Here is a 17,491-nt window from a genome sequence, read left to right on the forward strand (position 1 = left end):
AAAATTTGATATAATAAAAGAACGAACGTTCTGATTAGGGAGTGAGTACTATGCGAGAAATGTATCCGAAAAATGGTCGTGTTATTTTACATGTAGATATGAATTGCTTTTTCGCATCTGTTGAAATTGCTCATGATCCATCATTACAAGGAAAGCCATTAGCGGTTGCTGGAAATGAAAAAGAGAGAAAAGGAATTATTATAACATGTAGTTATGAGGCGAGAGAATACGGAATACGTACGACGATGCCCCTTTGGGAAGCGAAAAGGTTATGCCCGCAATTAGTTGTAAGGCGTCCTAATTTCACATTATATCGCGAAGCTTCATTTCAAATGTTTCAAGTCCTTTCTCGTTTTACAGAAAAGATACAACCAGTCTCAATAGATGAAGGATATTTAGATATTACAGATTGCTACGCACTTGGTTCGCCTCTTGAAATAGCAAAGATGATTCAACAAGCACTATTAACAGAGTTGCAGCTTCCGTGTAGTATCGGAATCGCTCCAAATCTTTTCCTAGCAAAAACAGCTTCTGATATGAAAAAACCTCTCGGTATTACCGTACTTCGAAAACGTGATATTCCAGAAATGATTTGGCCACTTTCAGTTGAAGCAATGCATGGGATTGGAGAAAAAACAGCTGAAAAATTAAATGAAATTCATATACATACAATTGAACAGTTAGCGAAGGGAGACGAGCATATCATTCGCGCTAAAATTGGCAAGCACGGTATTGATTTACAAAAGCGTGCAAAAGGTACGGATGATAGGGAAGTGGATCCGAGTCAAATGGGCCAACATAAAAGTGTCGGTAACTCGATGACTTTTTCAAAGGATATGGATGAAGAGAAAGAATTACTTGATATGTTAGAACGGTTATCAAAATCAGTGAGTAAAAGATTACAAAAGCGAACCCTTGTCAGCTATAATATTCAAATTATGATTAAATACCATGATAGGCGAACAGTAACACGGAGTAAGCAATTGAAAAATGCAATTTGGGAAGAACGCGATATTTTTCAAGCAGCATCCCGTTTATGGAAGCAACATTGGGATGGTGATTCCGTTCGTTTACTAGGTGTTACAGCTACTGAAATAGAGTGGAAGACAGAATCGGTGAAACAATTAGATTTATTTTCATTTGAAGAGGATGCGAAAAAAGAACCACTACTTGCTGTTATTGATCAAATTAACGATAAGTATGGAACACCGATTTTACAACGAGGTAGTCAACTACTACGTAAGCAAGAGAAGTCGTTTCAACAAAAGTTAGAAAATAAGTTTATGTAGAAGGTGTCATGAAGTAGTAAAATCATGACACCTTTCCTATTATACAGGCACCAAGTGATACGAGAGCATTTGTCCGTAACCCAGCCATTCGGTGTCTCCATTGTCTTTCCATTCCAATGCAAGCTCCTACAATAATTGCTATAACTAACCTGAATACAATGTCGTACCATACCATCATGGTCACCTCCATATATAATATGTGTTATGTTTTTTAGAATGAGCGGGGGATACCCACTCATTCTTATTTTTACAACCAGCTATGAAACTTTTTAATATAAAGCTTTTTCAGGAATTGTGTTAAAAAAGCGTAGCCTAATAGTATTCCTACTAACCAAGGGAAATAGTTAAGTGGCAATGCTTGTAAACCAACGGCCGCACCAAGTGGTGAGAATGGAATACAAATCCCGATTGCCATAATAAGAGCGGTTAATAAAACGACTGGTGTTGATGCAGTGCTTTGAATAAATGGAATCTTTTGTGTTCTTATCATGTGAACAATTAAAGTTTGTGTTAACAATCCAACGACAAACCAACCGGACTGGAATAATGATTGCTCGCTCGATGTATTTGCACCAAATACATTCCACATGACTACGTATGTGATAATATCAAATATAGAACTAATTGGGCCGATACAAATAATGAAGTTTCGTAAGTTTGCAGTATCCCATTTTCGTGGTTTTTCTAGAAACTCTTTATCCATTTTGTCCCATGGAATAGAAAGTTGTGAAATATCATAAAGTAAGTTTTGAATTAAAAGATGAATGGCAAGCATCGGTAAAAAAGGAATGAAAGCACTTGCTACTAACACGCTAAACACATTACCGAAGTTAGAGCTAGCTGTCATCTTAATATATTTTAAAATATTTCCGAATGTAGTACGTCCTTCTAAAATCCCTGCTTCTAATATAGTTAAACTTTTTTCGAGTAGAATAATATCGGAAGCTTCTTTCGCAATATCAGTAGCAGTATCAACAGATATTCCGACATCAGCTTCACGTAATGCTACAGCATCGTTAATGCCGTCTCCCATGTAACCTACAGTGTGTCCATTTCCTTGTAATGCGTGTATAATACGAGATTTTTGCATTGGATTAAGCTTCGCAAATACAGTCGTTTCTTCGGCAAGTCTTGCTAATGCTTTATCTGGTAAAGAATCAATCTCGTAACCGAGGATTGGTTCGCAGATATCTAATCCAACTTCTTTACAAACCTTTCTTGTAACAATTTCGTTATCGCCAGTTAAAATTTTCACTTGTACACCATGTTTTTGTAATGCTTGAATTGCAGCTGCTGCAGATGGTTTCGGTGGATCTAAAAAGCCGATATATCCAGCGAGAATCATATCAGTTTCGTCTTTTACTGCGTACTCTGTATCATTTATTCTTCTATCTTTTTTATAAGCCACAGCAATAACCCGCATACCTTCACTATTTAGTGTCTCACTTAGTTTTTTGACATTTGAACGTATTTCCTCGGTGAGTGGAACGATTTTTTCATCCACTTCAGTGTAGTTACAAATTGATAAAATTTCTTCTACGGCACCTTTACAAAGCATTGTATGTTCACCTGAAATATCCTTTACGATGACTGACATACGCCGGCGGGCGAAATCGAATGGAATTTCATCTAGCTTTTGAAAAGCTGATGGATTAAATGTATTGTTTTCCTCTGTATGCTTAATAACAGCTTTATCTATTAAATTTTTCAATCCAGTTTGATAGAAACTATTTAAATAGGCAAATTGCAAGACGCGATTGCATTCATTTCCCTTGGGATCTAAGTGACGAACAAGGACAACTTTATCTTCTGTTAAAGTTCCGGTTTTATCTGTACAAAGAATGTTCATAGCACCTAAGTTTTGAATAGAATTTAGCTGTTTTACAATTACTTTTTGTTTAGACATGTTAACGGCACCTTTAGCTAAATTAGCAGTTACAATCATCGGTAACATTTCAGGTGTAAGGCCGACAGCGACGGCAATAGCGAAGAAGAAAGCTTCTTGCCAATCATCTTTTGTGAATCCATTAATGAGAAGGACAATAGGTGCCATAATAAGCATGAATGTAATTAAGAGCCAGCTTACTTTGTTTACACCTTTATCAAAGCTTGTTTCTACACGCTTTCCAATTACCTTATTGGCTAAAGAGCCGAAATACGTATCGGTACTTGTTGAGATGACAACAGCTTTTGCGCTACCACTTACAATATTTGTTCCCATGAAACAAAGGTTTTCCATATCGAGTGGATTGTAATTTTTTTTCATGTTTGTCGGTAAGATATGCTTATTTTCTGTATGGTAGCAGTGTTCGTATTTTTCTACAGGAAGTGCTTCCCCTGTTAAAGAAGATTGATTAACAAATAAATCTTTAGCGGATACAATACGCACATCAGCTGGAACGATATCACCGGCTGAAAGGGAAATGATATCGCCAGGTACAAGTTCCTCAATTGGAATTTCTGTTGTGTAATTTCGATTTAAATTCGTTACATTTTTTGTTTCATGTACAAATCCATTTATTCTAAATACGCTTGCAGTTGTTCGAACCATAGCTTTTAAATTATCAGCAGCTTTTTGAGAACGAAATTCTTGGGAAAACCGAATTGTTGCACTAAGTAGTACCATTGCAGATACGACAATTGTTCCTTGCATATCATCCGTGAAAAAGGAGAGTGCTCCAAGAGCTAATAAAACGAAAATAAATGGATTTTTAAATGCCGACAGAAATTGAATGTACCATGGTGCCATTTTATTATGAGCTATTTCGTTCGGACCATATAAAGAAAGTCTACGAGACGCTTCTTGTTTAGATAATCCATCTTGTGTTGTTTCTAAAAGTTTTAACGCAGAGCTTACATCTTGTGTTGCAACCTCCACTAATAATTCGTTATTTGTTTTCATGCTATCTTGCTCATAAGCATGCTTTGTTTCTTGTCTTTGTAAATTAAACATCGGTAGTTCCTCCTCTGTCATGAAGGAGGAAACAATCTGTTACCTAACTATTTGAAATGGTGAGGAACAGTTTCTTTCCTACCTACATGATGAAATATGAATGTAAAACGTATGGGTATCTGGGCCGAATCATCAATTGCCAACTGTTCCTCACCTCCGTACAATTTAGTAGTTTCTGAATATGCTATGTTTGTTTCATAGTAAGGTGCATATAGACGTAAAAAGACCTTTACTCAAAACGAGTAAAGGTCTGAATTCGCAGTTAAAAGAGTCCACAACAAAGACTGTTAGTAGACATAAATAAAAACAGTTTTTGTGTATGACAAAATACATGCACCTCTCCCTCGTTGAGTTTTAGCACTGTATAGCATAGGTACTGAAACCAGCTACATTAAAAAAGGCCTTCATTCCGACCTTTCCTGTTGACCCATTGGCGTCTCTCGACATTTTTGGGCAGCAGCGTTTCTCTATACAGGAGCCTCACCTAACAGAGACCATATTCAATTACATGTTGAATGTTAGCACTGTAAAATTGTAGTGTCAATATCTTTTTATCTGTGTTTTTTAAAATATTAAACGGATTTATAATAGATATGTGGGATGAAATGTATGATATTGATTATGAATAATATGGAAAATAAATATTTTTATAAAAGGGGAATTTGTAATGGTACCACAAAATTTTATTATAAATATTGAGAATCAAAAATAGAAAACAAATTGTTTCTTTTGCGCTACAGGCAAAAGAATTATTCAATAAATCAAGTGAAAAGATAATTTTAAATGAGTTTGAGCGAAGTATGTATACCGACTTTTGGATGGAATATGATCATTTGTTAAATAAGTATAAATAAAAAAGCACTGTAACCAGTGCTTTTTTATTATAGATTACGAGATTGTAGGGTTTTCAAAAATAACAATCTCTGAACTGTTTGTAGTTGAAACGCGTTGGGCGTAATATGTTAAAGCTGAAGAAATATATGCTGGTAACGTATCATTTGTATGTGATGTTGTATATTCATGGATTAATTCCTTTAAAGTTGTCCATTCTAATTGTGCTGGGTGATCAGACACGAAAGAACTTACCCAGCGATCAAATGAAGATGAAAAATCAGTTTGTAAACGAAATACTTCTTTCATAATAAAACGCTCCCTTAAAATGTAGTATAATTATTTTAACACAAAATACGAACGATAGCTAAATTTTTCGAGTATAACGTTCGTGTTATATAGTTGTCTAGATGTTTGGTTATGTAAATTCAATTTGCCATTTGAAATAACATTCCGTAAGATGAGAGATAGAGTATATTTAGAGCTGGAGGAAAGAAAGTGGAATTTGTATTTTTAGGAACTGGTGCAGGTGTTCCTTCAAAAGGAAGGAACGTTTCAGCAATTGCTTTACAATTGTTAGAAGAACGAGGACAAACTTGGTTATTTGATTGTGGCGAGGCCACGCAACATCAAATATTACATACATCTGTACGTCCGCGCCGCATTGAAAAAATATTTATTACGCATTTACATGGCGATCATATTTTTGGATTGCCTGGTTTATTAGGTAGCCGTTCATTTCAAGGAGGAACTACGCCTTTAACGGTGTATGGACCGAAAGGAATTAAACAATTTATTGAAGTGGCATTATCGGTAAGTACGACACATGTGAAATATCCACTTGAAGTTGTGGAGATAACAGAAGAAGGTACCGTATTTGAAGATAATGAATTTTATGTAGAAACGAAAAGATTGTCACACGGTATAGAATGCTTTGGATATCGTATTGTAGAGAAAGATATACAAGGTGCTCTTTTAGTTGATAAGTTGCTTGAGATGGGTGTGAAACCAGGTCCAATTTTTAAACGTTTAAAAGATGGTGAAGTAGTTGAATTAGAGGATGGCACGATATTAAATGGAAATGAGTTTATCGGCCCACCTCAAAAAGGAAGAATTATTACTATCTTAGGTGATACGCGATATTGCGAAGCGAGTAGGGAGCTTGCGCAAGATGCAGATGTACTTGTCCATGAAGCGACTTTCGCAGCAGAAGATGAGCAACAAGCGTATGATTATTTTCATTCTACATCTAAGCAAGCTGCGAGCATTGCACTTCAGGCAAATGCGAAGCGATTAATCTTAACTCACATTAGTTCTCGCTATCAAGGAGACACATATAAGGAATTATTGAAAGAGGCAAGAGAGTTGTTTTCTAATACAGAAATAGCGACAGATTTGAAATCATTCCCAGTAGAAAAATAATAATTTTGTAAAAAATGGTAACGGCAGGTTACCATTTTTTTATGTTTAAAAAAATTTAAAAATAAAACTGTTATTATTTTATACTTATACTTGGATGATACAGAAAATTAGAATGGTTTGAATATATACGATAAAAATACGAAATAATGATTATTTAGAAAAACTGTTATATAAGTCAGATGACATACAAGTGATACAAATAGCAGAAATGGAATGTTATTCAGAACTTTTAAAATTCAACAAAAGTAAGCGTTTTATAAAAAACAAGCTATAATGAGGGCAGATTATAATTTATGATAAGTCGCATGTATTTTAGTCATTATCGTAACAAGTGAAGTTGACTAAATCATGAGAGAGTAACACGAGAATTATAATAGGAAAGATATTACTATTATTTGTCATAAGTCTTTTTCACTTTTTAGCTAAACGATATGATTAGCAAGTGTAGCTATTGCGAGTTCCTTAGTAGAAGCTTTTTATTAATAAGGTGGTGGAGATTTAATTGGTACACCACTCTTTAAAAGAGTTCAGAACATCAGCAGGTAGTCTAGGCGGAATAGCGGGTGCAAATTTAGTTGCATTAGCAATGGTTATATCACTTGTTTATGCTATGCTTGCAATGGCTTCTGTGTTAAACTTTGGATTGCTACCAGACTTTATTCTGGATCATCTTGTATCATTTTTAAATGAAAATAATGCTAAGATTCTTATGTAGTATGATAACTGGTATTATTTCAGGTTATATTGGATTACTTTTATTCAAAAACTATCCAATTCGTACAGCAGAACAAATTCGTGGTACAACTGGAAAAGCGACAGATGTAGCAGCTTAATAGAATAGTAGAATAAATTTTTTCATAGAGGTTTAGGGGGAGTTATGATGAAGTATCGCTCAGTATTTGATATTATCGGTCCAGTTATGATTGGACCATCAAGTTCACATACAGCAGGCGCGGCAAGAATGGGGCAAGTTGCTCGCCAGCTGTTTCGTCATGAACCAGAAAGAGTAAGCATTTCGTTATATGGATCATTTGCAAAGACGTATCGAGGGCATGGTACGGATGTAGCACTAATCGGTGGAATATTAGGATTTGAAACAGATGACTTACGTATTCCAGAGGCGCTAGAAATAGCAAAAGAGCGCGAAATTGAAGTGGAATTCATTGAAGAAGATGCCAATGCACCTCATCCAAATACAGCGAGAATTCGTTTGTATAAAGGTGAAGATGAAATTGAAGTTGTTGCTTGCTCAATTGGTGGCGGTAAAATTGAAGTTGTAGAATTAAACGGATTCGATCTTCAATTATCAGGCACGAGCCCAGCACTACTTATTGTAAATAACGATCGCTTCGGTGCTATTGCAGCGGTAGCTTCAATCCTTGCGAAACATGAGATTAACATTAGTACAATGAGTGTTTCTCGTAAAGAAAAAGGAAGAAGAGCGCTTATGGTCATTGAAACAGATGAATTATTAGCAGATGAAGTAATTGAAGAAATAAAAGCGCAACAAAATATTTGTCAAGTAACTATTATGGAATAATTGCAGGGGGGACACACCATGTTTCGGAACGCAGCGGAACTAGTGGCGCAAGCTAAAGAACAAAATGTAAAAATCGCAGAAATTATGATTCAATGTGAAATGGAAACAAGAAGTATTTCACGTGAAGAAGTAATTGCTGGTATGGAAAAGAACTTAGTCGTGATGGAGCAAGCAGTAGAACGTGGTATTCGCGGCGTGAAATCACCAACTGGTTTAACTGGTGGAGATGCTGTAAAAGTTCAAGCGTATATGAAGAGCGGAAAAGGCTTATCTGGAGATACGATTTTGGATGCAGTAAGCAAAGCTGTTGCAACAAATGAAGTAAACGCAGCGATGGGAATTATTTGTGCAACACCAACAGCAGGTTCTGCTGGAACAGTGCCAGGTGTACTATTTGCACTAAGAGAAAAATTGCAGCCTACACGTGAAGAAATGATTGAATTCTTATTTACAGCAGGAGCTTTCGGTATGGTTGTTGCGAATAACGCTTGTATTTCTGGTGCAGCGGGAGGATGCCAAGCTGAAGTTGGTTCAGCAAGTGGAATGGCGGCTGCAGCCGCAGTTGAGATGGCTGGTGGAACACAAGATCAAGCAGCTACAGCGATGGCAATTTCATTAAAGAACATGCTTGGTTTAGTGTGTGATCCTGTTGCAGGACTTGTAGAAGTACCTTGTGTAAAACGTAATGCAGCAGGAGCTGCGAATGCGATGATTTCAGCAGATTTAGCATTAGCTGGTGTAACGAGTACAATTCCATGTGATGAAGTAATTGAGGCAATGTTTAGAATCGGACAAACGATGCCAGTAGCACTTCGTGAAACAGCAGAAGGTGGACTTGCAGCAACGCCGACTGGTCGTCGCCTGCAAGAAGAGATTTTTGGGAAGAACAATAACTAAGTGTAATTATAGAAAAAGGAGCTCAAATAAACTTGAGCTCCTTTTTCTATTTTTCTTTTGTTAGTTGTTCTAATGTTTTTCCAAGATTATGTGATCGTTTCGTTGCCTGTGTAATACAAGAAATAAGTGCTTGTTGAAATTTATGTTCTTGTAATACTTCAATACCTGCTTCGGTAGTTCCACCAGGAGAAGTAATTTCCTTTCTCAAAATAGAAGGGTGTTTGTCACTTGCTTTTAGCATTTCAGCAGCACCAATCATCGTTTGAAGAATAAGTGATTTTGCAACATCTTCTTTTAAACCGATTTTTTTTGCAGCTTCTTCCATAGCTTCCACTACGTAATAAATATAAGCAGGTCCACTTCCGGATAATGCAGTGACAGCATGCATATCTTCTTCCTCTACAACAGAGACGAGACCAATCGTTTCAAATAAAGATGTTGCAGTGCGAATATGCTCCGCTGTTGCATGTTTTGAAGGGGAGATAGCGGTAGCTGATTTTAAAATGGCTGCGGATGTATTTGGCATTGCACGAATAATTGGAACGTCTTTTTGAAGTAGTTTTCTAATTGAGTCAGTAGAAACACCTGCTAGTAATGAAATAATAAGCACGTTATTATTTATGTATTCTTTAAAAGGGGTAAGCGCCTCTGCAACATCCTTTGGTTTCATTGCTAGAAAAAGAATATTTGCATCAGTAAGTAATTCTTTTTTATTATGAGTACCTTTGACACCGTATTTTTTATGTAGCTCTTGTAATCTTGTCTCGTTAGAATGATTACTTACAGTAATTTGTTCACCTTTAACGACATTTGCATGTAACAAGCCACCAATAATAGCTTCGGCAATAGAGCCTGCACCGAGAAAGGAAATGTTTTGAATAGACATGATGTTCCTCCTTTAATTTTGGTTAGAAATTCTTATAAATGTACATACATTCGTTTTTTTATAGGAAACACCTCTTTTTATCTGAAAATAATGACAAATATATATAGAAGTTGTAAACTGAAGAAGTATTCATTTTTGAACCGGAAAGAGACAGGGGGGGCTAAGCATGACGGCGATTCACCGAATGGAGATTCCTGTACCATTTGCAGTGGAAACTGTGAATGTGTTTTTAGTTGAGGGGGAGACATTAACATTAATTGATACAGGGACGAATACAGAAGAGTCAAGGAATGCGTTAGAAAGTCAATTAGGTGCATTAGGACATACGATAGAAGATATTGAAACAGTAGTCATTACGCATCATCATGCAGATCATTGTGGACTTTTAAATATATTTTCTGAGAAGACGAATATTATTGGACATCCTTGGAATGAGCCTTGGATTACACAAAATCCAGAATTTTTAAAGCGGTATCATGAATTTTTTAGAGAGACGGCCTTACAGTTTGGTGTGCCAGCAGCATTTTTGAAAGACGAGTCGTTATTGACGACGAGGACACTTAAATATTCTTGTAATAGATCGTTAACGCATACTGTGAGAGAAGGAGATCGTATTGATTCTTTGCCTGGATTTACAGTACTTGAAACACCAGGTCATGCTTCTACTCATATTTCTTTATATAGAGAATCTGATGGAATATTAATTGGTGGAGATGCTCTCATTAGTCATATTTCTTCGAATCCAATACTAGAACCGCCATATGAAGGGCAAACAGAGCGGGCACGCCCATTACTACAATATAATCAAACATTACAGCGTTTAAGCGAAATGAATATTTCACGCATTTTATCAGGGCATGGGGAAGATGTTCTAAATGTGAAACAACTTATTGAAACGAGATTACAAAAGCAAGAAACACGTGCTTTTAAAGTGCTTGAGTTATTAAAGGAAAAACCAATGACAGCATTTGAAGTATGTGTAAAACTATTTCCGGTATTATATAAAGAACAATTACCACTTACTATTTCAGAAACGGTTGGACAATTGGACTATTTAGCATATAATCAACAAGTGATGATTGATGAGTCATCGCAACAATTGATTTATTATGCAAAGTAGGTGACAGCAATGACAGGACGTTTACAAAATAAAGTAATCGTCATTACAGGTGCTTCTAGTGGGATTGGTGAGCAAGTTGCAATGCAAGTTGCAGCACAGGGAGCGACGCCAGTATTAATGGCTCGAACAGAAGAGAAACTACAAGTGTTAGTAGACAAAATTAAAGAAACTTATAATACGCCTTGCTATTATTATGTATTAGATGTAAGTGAAGAGATGGAAGTACAGTCTGTTTTTTCAAAGGTATTACAAGAAGTGGGACGTATTGATATATTAGTAAACAATGCGGGATTTGGTATTTTTAAAACGTTTGAAGATGCGTCAATGGGTGAAGTAAAAGATATGTTCCAAGTAAATGTATTTGGATTAGTAGCATGTACGAAAGCGGTACTACCTTATATGGTAAACAAGAACGAAGGACATATTATTAATATTGCTTCACTTGCCGGAAAAATTGCAACTCCGAAATCAAGTGCGTATGCAGCAACGAAACATGCTGTATTAGGATTTACGAATAGTTTACGCATGGAATTAGCGAATACAGATATTTATGTTACAGCAATTAATCCAGGTCCGATAGATACAAACTTTTTTGAAATAGCGGATCAATCTGGTACATATGTAAAGAATATGGGACGTTACATGTTAAAACCAACATACGTAGCAGAACAAATCGTAAAGTCGATGCACACGAAAAAACGTGAAGTAAACTTACCGAAGTGGATGGGAATTGGTCCCAAACTTTATGCTTTATTCCCAGGTTTATTTGAACGTGTAGCAGGTAAATCATTAAGTAAAAAATAGGAGATTTCCACATGGAAATCTCCTATTTTTTATTGTTTTCCAGTCACATAATCATAAACAATATCCTCAATCTCCTCGTATAAATCAATTTCAATATTTGAATGAGTCACCGTTTGAATATGTTTCACTAGCATTTCCTGATCTTCTTTTGATATTGGACTGCATTGATATTGCTGAAAACTTTTTATAATCATTTTCTCAATTAATTTTTCGTTCATATTTTTTCCCGCCTGTATGTACGTATGTATTGTTTTATTGTACTTGAAGTGAAATAAAAAAACTACTATGCACTATTTTTGTATAAAAATTCGGTTGAGTATATTGTTTTTCTAATAAAATTAAGTTTTTTTAGATTTAAAAATTTATAAATATTTAATTGACTCTATAAATATACAATATTATAATCATACTTAATTTAAAGAATCGATTTGAGGAGGAACTTATGAAAGTCGCAATTATTGGAGCCACTGGATATGGGGGCATTGAATTAATTCGTTTATTAGAACAACATCCATATTTTTCGATAGCATCTCTTCATTCTTTTTCGCAAGTTGGTGAGTGTATAACAAATGTATATCCGCATCTTCGAAATGTTCTCGTTCATACGTTACAAGAAATTGATGTGAAGACAATAGGGAAAGAAGCAGAAATCGTATTTCTAGCAACCCCAGCAGGAGTATCGGCGGAGTTAACGCCCAAGTTAGTAGCAGAAGGTTTAAAAGTAATTGACCTATCTGGAGACTTTCGTATGATAGATCCTTCGTCATATGAACTGTGGTATAAAAGGCCAGCAGCGAAAGAAGAAATTCTTAGAAAAGCAGTGTATGGGTTAAGTGAATGGAAAAGGACTGAGATTCAAAAAGCAAATTTAATTGCAAACCCAGGATGTTTTGCTACAGCCACATTGCTAGCGATAGCGCCGTTAATACGTAGTAGCATGATTGAAGAAGATTCGATTATTATTGATGCGAAATCAGGGGTATCAGGAGCAGGTAAAACACCAACAACAATGACTCACTTTCCTGAGCTATATGATAACTTGCACATTTATAAAGTGAATGAGCATCAGCACGTTCCAGAGATTGAGCAAATGCTTACAGAATGGAATAATGGATCACAGCCAATTACATTTAGCACACATTTAATACCGATATCACGAGGAATTATGATTACACTTTATGCAAAAGTAAAACAAAAGATGGAAATAAAGCAACTTCAAAAATTGTATGAAGAAACGTATGAACAATCGCCTTTCATCCGAATTTGTACGCAAGGGAAATTTCCAAGTCCAAAAGAAGTGAGAGGCTCAAATTATTGTGATATTGGCATAGCTTACGATGAAAGAACTGAAAGAGTTACGGTCGTTTCTGTTATAGACAATATGATGAAAGGCGCGGCTGGGCAAGCGATTCAAAATGCAAACATAATAGCGGGACTAGAAGAGACAACAGGTTTACAACATATGCCGCTTTATCTATAAGGGGGACATGATGATTAAAGTAGCGTCTATTACAAAATTAGAAAATGGTTCAATTGTAACGCCTAAAGGCTTTTCGGCAATTGGTACTGTAAATGGTCTGAAAAAGGAGAAAAAGGATTTAGGGGCAATCGTTTGTGACGTACCAGCATCATGTGCCGCTGTGTATACAACGAATCAAATACAAGCAGCCCCTTTGCAAGTAACGAAGGATAGTATAACGGCAGAAGGGAAGTTACAAGCAATTATCGTTAATAGTGGAAATGCAAATGCTTGTACTGGAATGCAAGGATTACAAGACGCATACGAGATGCGCGCGTTAGGGGCGGAACATTTTGGAGTGAAAGAAAATTACGTTGCAGTAGCTTCAACAGGTGTAATTGGTGTTCCACTGCCGATGGATATAATCCGAAAGGGGATTGCAACTCTTATACCGACGAAGGAAAAAAGTGGAGCGTATTCTTTTTCTGAAGCAATTTTAACGACGGATCTTATCACGAAAGAAACTTGCTATGAAATGATTATTGATGGGAAGAAAGTGGCGATTGCGGGTGTTGCAAAGGGTTCAGGGATGATTCATCCGAATATGGCAACGATGCTTAGTTTTATTACGACAGATGCTCATATAGAGCATGACGTATTGCAAACAGCATTATCCCAAATTACGAATCATACATTTAATCAAATTACGGTAGATGGAGATACTTCTACGAATGATATGGTCATCGTTATGGCAAGTGGATTATCAGAAACAAGCCCGATAAATATGGAACATACAGATTGGGAAACTTTCGTATGTACTTTACAGAAGGTATGTGAAGATTTAGCAAAAAAAATTGCGCAAGATGGTGAAGGCGCTACGAAGTTAATAGAAGTCAATGTGCTAGGAGCTCAAACGAATGAAGAGGCAAAAAAAATTGCAAAGCAAATAGTCGGTTCGAGTCTTGTGAAAACAGCAATACATGGTGAAGACCCAAACTGGGGGCGAATTATTAGCAGTATTGGACAAAGTGAAGTAGTTATTAATCCGAACACAATTGACATTACTCTTCAATCTATATCGGTATTAAAAAATAGTGAGCCTCAAATATTTTCTGAAGAAGAAATGAAAGAGAGATTACAAGAAGATGAAATAGTCATTAATGTGTACTTACACTTAGGTGAAGAGACAGGATCAGCTTGGGGCTGTGACTTAAGCTATGAATATGTGAAAATAAATGCTTGTTATCGTACATAAGGAGAGAGAAGATGAGCGATTATATTGTAGTGAAATGCGGCGGTAGTATGTTGAATCAATTAAATGATGTGTTTTTTGAATGTATAAAGAAATTGCAACAGAAGTATAAAGTAGTGATTGTTCATGGTGGTGGACCAGAAATTGATGCCAAATTAAAAGATTGTAACATCAACGTAGAAAAAAGAGATGGATTACGGATAACACCAAAAGAAGTTATGGATGTTGTTCAAATGGTGCTATGCGGAAGTACGAATAAAAAATTCGTAATGAATTTACAAAAGCATAATTTACTTGCTGTAGGTTGTTCAGGGTGTGACGGCAATTTACTTCAAGTTCAACCTGTCAGCGAGGAGATAGGATATGTGGGAGAAGTAAGTTATGTAGAAACAGCCTTATTAAAAGGATTAATAAATATGGGGTATATTCCTGTTATTGCTCCAATCGGGGTAAATGGTAATGAAATTTATAACATAAATGCGGACAATGCTGCAGCTGGGATTGCGGCCGCGTTAGGGGCAAAAGAGCTGATTTTTATTACGGATGTAGATGGAATATTACATGAAGGGAATTTGGTAAAGGAAACGGATGAATCTGAAATTGCTACTTTTATAGAAACAGGTGTTATTACAGGTGGGATGATTCCGAAAGTACAAGCGGCACTAGCATCATTAAAAATGGGAGTGCAAAAGATAAGTATTGTGAATGGTACAAAAGATTTTACTGAGGTTACGGGAGAGTGTATTGGAACGACGGTAACGAAAGGCGTGAGTATTGCATGACGAGTCATCTTTTTCAAACGTATGGCAGAAGAACTATTGAGTTTGTAAAGGGAACTGGAACGAAAGTTATTGATAATAACGGTAAGGAATATTTAGATTTCACATCAGGAATTGGCGTATGTAATTTAGGACATTGTCACCCTACTGTTCTCAAAGGTGTACAAGATCAACTTGATGATATATGGCATATATCTAACCTGTTTACAAACAGCTTACAAGAAGAAGTTGCGTCATTATTAACAGAAAATAGAGCATTAGATTATGTGTTTTTCTGTAATAGTGGGGCAGAGGCAAATGAAGCGGCTTTAAAGTTAGCACGTAAGCATACTGGAAAATCTCTCGTCGTAACATGCCAGCAGTCTTTTCACGGTAGAACATTTGGAACGATGAGTGCAACAGGCCAAGATAAGGTAAAAGAAGGATTTGGTCCATTACTTCCATCTTTTTTACATATCCCTTTTAATGATATTAAAGCATTAGAGGAAGTAATGAATGAAGAAGTTGCGGCGGTAATGGTAGAAGTTGTTCAAGGAGAGGGAGGAGTAATACCTGCCGATCTATCTTTTTTGAAAGAGATTGAAACATTATGTAATAAGTTCGGTTCCTTATTTATTATAGACGAAGTACAAACGGGGATAGGAAGAACTGGAACACTATTCGCTTATGAACAAGTGCGAATAGAGCCTGATATCGTTACCGTTGCAAAGGCACTTGGGAATGGGGTTCCTGTCGGAGCGATGATTGGCCGGAAAGAGCTCGGAACGTCGTTTACTGCAGGATCACACGGTTCAACTTTTGGCGGGAATTACATCGCGATGGCTGCAGCGAAAGAAGTATTGCAAGTGAGTAAAAAACCATCGTTTTTAAAAGAAGTACAAGAAAAGGGCGAGTACGTATTAGAGAAGTTGCAAGAGGAATTACAGCATGTCGAATGTATTCAAAATATACGTGGTAAGGGGCTTATGATTGGGATTGAGTGTAAGCATGAAGTTGCAAGTTTTATAGAACAACTAGAAAACGAAGGGCTTCTCGTATTACAAGCAGGCCCTAATGTTATAAGACTATTACCGCCACTCATTGTCACGAATGAAGAGTTAGAACAGGCAGTATATATAATAAAAAAAGTAGTTTGTACAAAAAACGTATCAATCATATAAGGGGGAAGTTTCATGTCAACTGTACAAGTACCGAAATTAAATACGAAAGATCTTTTAACACTAGAAGAATTAACGAAAGAAGAAATTATTTCTTTAATTGAGTTCGCTATATATTTAAAAAAGAATAAGCAAGAGCCTTTATTACAAGGCAAAATATTAGGGCTTATTTTTGATAAGCATTCAACTCGTACTCGTGTATCTTTTGAAGCGGGAATGGTACAACTCGGGGGACATGGTATGTTTTTAAGTGGAAAAGAGATGCAAATGGGAAGAGGAGAAACTGTTTCAGATACTGCGAAAGTATTATCGCAGTATATTGACGGGATTATGATACGTACATTCTCGCACGCGGATGTAGAAGAGCTTGCAAAAGAATCAAGTATTCCTGTTATTAACGGTTTAACGGATGATCATCATCCTTGTCAAGCATTGGCAGACCTCATGACGATATATGAAGAAACAAATACATTTAAAGGAATAAAATTGGCTTACGTAGGTGACGGAAATAATGTATGTCATTCATTGTTGCTAGCGAGTGCAAAAGTCGGAATGCATATGACTGTTGCAACGCCTGTAGGATATGAACCTAATGAAGAGATTGTAAAAAAAGCGTTAGCGATTGCCAAGGAAACAGGAGCTGAAATTGAAGTTTTGCATGATCCTGAATTAGCAGTGAATGAAGCTGATTTCATTTATACTGACGTTTGGATGAGCATGGGGCAAGAGGGCGAAGAAGAGAAATATACTTTATTTCAGCCATACCAAATCAATAACGAACTTGCTAAGCATGCGAAGCAAACATATCGTTTCTTACACTGTTTACCTGCCCATCGTGAAGAAGAAGTAACAGGAGAAATTATAGATGGACCGCAGTCTATTGTCTTTGAGCAAGCTGGTAATCGATTGCATGCTCAAAAAGCGTTATTAGTGAGTTTATTTAAAAATGTAGAAGAGCCTTCCTAAAAGGGAGGTTTTTTTATATTAAAATGTCATATGTATATTTAGTTAACCATTTCGATATCATTTATAATAAAAGAGAAAACTAAATTTGTTTTTCAGAGTGTGTAAGGACATACTACATATAAAAATATAGTTAAAG

The 17,491-nt window shown here is 36.2% G+C and carries 16 protein-coding genes, 2 pseudogenes and 1 riboswitch; of the genes and pseudogenes, 13 read left to right on the top strand and 5 right to left on the bottom strand.

The features are described 5' to 3' along the window. The first annotated feature begins 50 nt into the window (after positions 1-50). The gene (locus tag MR136_RS03020) at positions 51-1,289 is read left to right on the top strand and encodes a DNA polymerase IV (protein WP_001208858.1); all 1,239 of its coding nucleotides are present in this window, start codon (positions 51-53) and stop codon (positions 1,287-1,289) included. Positions 1,290-1,329: 40 nt separating this feature from the next. Here MR136_RS03020 and MR136_RS03025 read toward each other — a convergent pair. Then, positions 1,330-1,464, bottom strand: a pseudogene (locus MR136_RS03025) (MgtC/SapB family protein); the annotation flags it as partial. Between the two features lie 72 nt (positions 1,465-1,536). After that, positions 1,537-4,242, bottom strand: coding sequence for a magnesium-translocating P-type ATPase (gene mgtA, locus MR136_RS03030; RefSeq protein ID WP_242259254.1), 2,706 nt, complete (start codon positions 4,240-4,242; stop codon positions 1,537-1,539). A 331-nt stretch (positions 4,243-4,573) separates the two neighbouring features. Beyond that, a riboswitch (M-box (ykoK) riboswitch) is annotated at positions 4,574-4,741 on the bottom strand. A 211-nt stretch (positions 4,742-4,952) separates the two neighbouring features. Here mgtA and MR136_RS03035 point away from each other — a divergent pair. Further along, positions 4,953-5,096 (top strand): annotated as a pseudogene (locus tag MR136_RS03035) (DNA polymerase IV); the annotation flags it as partial. 34 nt (positions 5,097-5,130) lie between these two features. On the opposite strand, the gene MR136_RS03040 reads toward MR136_RS03035, so the two are convergent. Continuing rightward, positions 5,131-5,382 carry a DUF3932 family protein gene (locus MR136_RS03040; protein ID WP_000665709.1) on the bottom strand — a complete coding sequence of 84 codons (252 nt, stop codon included), beginning with the start codon at positions 5,380-5,382 and terminating at the stop codon, positions 5,131-5,133. A 189-nt stretch (positions 5,383-5,571) separates the two neighbouring features. Here MR136_RS03040 and rnz point away from each other — a divergent pair, with 189 nt between their 5' ends. The 4 genes from rnz to sdaAA all read left to right on the top strand — a co-directional run bounded on the left by rnz (position 5,572) and on the right by sdaAA (position 8,932). Beyond that, on the top strand, positions 5,572-6,495 hold the full coding sequence (gene rnz / locus MR136_RS03045; protein ID WP_000397455.1) for a ribonuclease Z: 924 nt from the start codon (positions 5,572-5,574) through the stop codon (positions 6,493-6,495). A gap of 502 nt (positions 6,496-6,997) precedes the next feature. Further along, complete coding sequence (locus tag MR136_RS03050; RefSeq protein ID WP_000233385.1) at positions 6,998-7,210, top strand: hypothetical protein; 213 nt, start codon at positions 6,998-7,000, stop codon at positions 7,208-7,210. Positions 7,211-7,375: 165 nt separating this feature from the next. Further along, complete coding sequence (gene sdaAB / locus MR136_RS03055; RefSeq protein ID WP_000877445.1) at positions 7,376-8,035, top strand: L-serine ammonia-lyase, iron-sulfur-dependent subunit beta; 660 nt, start codon at positions 7,376-7,378, stop codon at positions 8,033-8,035. Between the two features lie 18 nt (positions 8,036-8,053). Further along, positions 8,054-8,932 carry an L-serine ammonia-lyase, iron-sulfur-dependent, subunit alpha gene (gene sdaAA / locus MR136_RS03060; RefSeq protein WP_000489461.1) on the top strand — a complete coding sequence of 293 codons (879 nt, stop codon included), beginning with the start codon at positions 8,054-8,056 and terminating at the stop codon, positions 8,930-8,932. Positions 8,933-8,978: 46 nt separating this feature from the next. On the opposite strand, the gene proI is transcribed toward sdaAA, so the two are convergent. After that, a complete protein-coding gene (proI, locus tag MR136_RS03065) occupies positions 8,979-9,818 on the bottom strand; it encodes a pyrroline-5-carboxylate reductase ProI (protein WP_061457694.1) in 840 nt (279 codons plus the stop codon). A gap of 166 nt (positions 9,819-9,984) precedes the next feature. Here proI and MR136_RS03070 point away from each other — a divergent pair, with 166 nt between their 5' ends. Together MR136_RS03070 and MR136_RS03075 are read left to right on the top strand one after the other, a co-directional pair. Beyond that, a complete protein-coding gene (locus MR136_RS03070; protein WP_000125146.1) occupies positions 9,985-10,938 on the top strand; it encodes an MBL fold metallo-hydrolase in 954 nt (317 codons plus the stop codon). Positions 10,939-10,947: 9 nt separating this feature from the next. Next, the gene (locus tag MR136_RS03075) at positions 10,948-11,742 is read left to right on the top strand and encodes an SDR family NAD(P)-dependent oxidoreductase (RefSeq protein ID WP_000147797.1); all 795 of its coding nucleotides are present in this window, start codon (positions 10,948-10,950) and stop codon (positions 11,740-11,742) included. A 29-nt stretch (positions 11,743-11,771) separates the two neighbouring features. Here MR136_RS03075 and MR136_RS03080 read toward each other — a convergent pair whose 3' ends face one another. Continuing rightward, positions 11,772-11,960, bottom strand: a complete 189-nt coding sequence (locus MR136_RS03080; protein ID WP_001003222.1) for a YqzH family protein — start codon at positions 11,958-11,960, stop codon at positions 11,772-11,774. A gap of 224 nt (positions 11,961-12,184) precedes the next feature. Here MR136_RS03080 and argC point away from each other — a divergent pair, with 224 nt between their 5' ends. From argC to argF, 5 genes are read left to right on the top strand one after another with little or no spacing between them, the layout of a single operon-like run. After that, positions 12,185-13,222 (top strand): N-acetyl-gamma-glutamyl-phosphate reductase, encoded by a 1,038-nt coding sequence (argC, locus tag MR136_RS03085; RefSeq protein ID WP_017673571.1) that lies wholly within the window; start codon positions 12,185-12,187, stop codon positions 13,220-13,222. 10 nt (positions 13,223-13,232) lie between these two features. Continuing rightward, entirely contained in the window at positions 13,233-14,456 is a 1,224-nt protein-coding gene (argJ, locus tag MR136_RS03090) for a bifunctional glutamate N-acetyltransferase/amino-acid acetyltransferase ArgJ (RefSeq protein ID WP_017673572.1), read from the top strand. A gap of 11 nt (positions 14,457-14,467) precedes the next feature. Then, the gene (gene argB, locus MR136_RS03095; RefSeq protein WP_001286796.1) at positions 14,468-15,235 is read left to right on the top strand and encodes an acetylglutamate kinase; all 768 of its coding nucleotides are present in this window, start codon (positions 14,468-14,470) and stop codon (positions 15,233-15,235) included. Next, positions 15,232-16,392: an acetylornithine transaminase gene (locus MR136_RS03100; protein ID WP_000200549.1), complete on the top strand. Its 1,161-nt coding sequence runs from the start codon at positions 15,232-15,234 to the stop codon at positions 16,390-16,392. The genes argB and MR136_RS03100 overlap by 4 nt, the downstream gene beginning before the upstream one ends. A 12-nt stretch (positions 16,393-16,404) precedes the next feature. Further along, positions 16,405-17,355, top strand: a complete 951-nt coding sequence (gene argF / locus MR136_RS03105; protein WP_000108863.1) for an ornithine carbamoyltransferase — start codon at positions 16,405-16,407, stop codon at positions 17,353-17,355. The last annotated feature ends 136 nt before the right edge of the window (positions 17,356-17,491 follow it).

The organism is Bacillus cereus group sp. BfR-BA-01311 (genome assembly GCF_022664295.1).
GTDB classification, from domain to species: domain Bacteria; phylum Bacillota; class Bacilli; order Bacillales; family Bacillaceae_G; genus Bacillus_A; species Bacillus_A cereus.

Coding starts and splice junctions, on each gene's coding strand:
- proI (WP_061457694.1), bottom strand. CDS start 9,818: ATGTCTATTCAAAACATTTCCTTTCTCGGTGCAGGCTCTATTGCCGAA.
- sdaAB (WP_000877445.1), top strand. CDS start 7,376: ATGAAGTATCGCTCAGTATTTGATATTATCGGTCCAGTTATGATTGGA.
- argJ (WP_017673572.1), top strand. CDS start 13,233: ATGATTAAAGTAGCGTCTATTACAAAATTAGAAAATGGTTCAATTGTA.
- MR136_RS03075 (WP_000147797.1), top strand. CDS start 10,948: ATGACAGGACGTTTACAAAATAAAGTAATCGTCATTACAGGTGCTTCT.
- sdaAA (WP_000489461.1), top strand. CDS start 8,054: ATGTTTCGGAACGCAGCGGAACTAGTGGCGCAAGCTAAAGAACAAAAT.
- mgtA (WP_242259254.1), bottom strand. CDS start 4,242: ATGTTTAATTTACAAAGACAAGAAACAAAGCATGCTTATGAGCAAGAT.
- argC (WP_017673571.1), top strand. CDS start 12,185: ATGAAAGTCGCAATTATTGGAGCCACTGGATATGGGGGCATTGAATTA.
- MR136_RS03080 (WP_001003222.1), bottom strand. CDS start 11,960: ATGAACGAAAAATTAATTGAGAAAATGATTATAAAAAGTTTTCAGCAA.
- MR136_RS03020 (WP_001208858.1), top strand. CDS start 51: ATGCGAGAAATGTATCCGAAAAATGGTCGTGTTATTTTACATGTAGAT.
- argF (WP_000108863.1), top strand. CDS start 16,405: ATGTCAACTGTACAAGTACCGAAATTAAATACGAAAGATCTTTTAACA.
- MR136_RS03040 (WP_000665709.1), bottom strand. CDS start 5,382: ATGAAAGAAGTATTTCGTTTACAAACTGATTTTTCATCTTCATTTGAT.
- argB (WP_001286796.1), top strand. CDS start 14,468: ATGAGCGATTATATTGTAGTGAAATGCGGCGGTAGTATGTTGAATCAA.
- MR136_RS03070 (WP_000125146.1), top strand. CDS start 9,985: ATGACGGCGATTCACCGAATGGAGATTCCTGTACCATTTGCAGTGGAA.
- MR136_RS03100 (WP_000200549.1), top strand. CDS start 15,232: ATGACGAGTCATCTTTTTCAAACGTATGGCAGAAGAACTATTGAGTTT.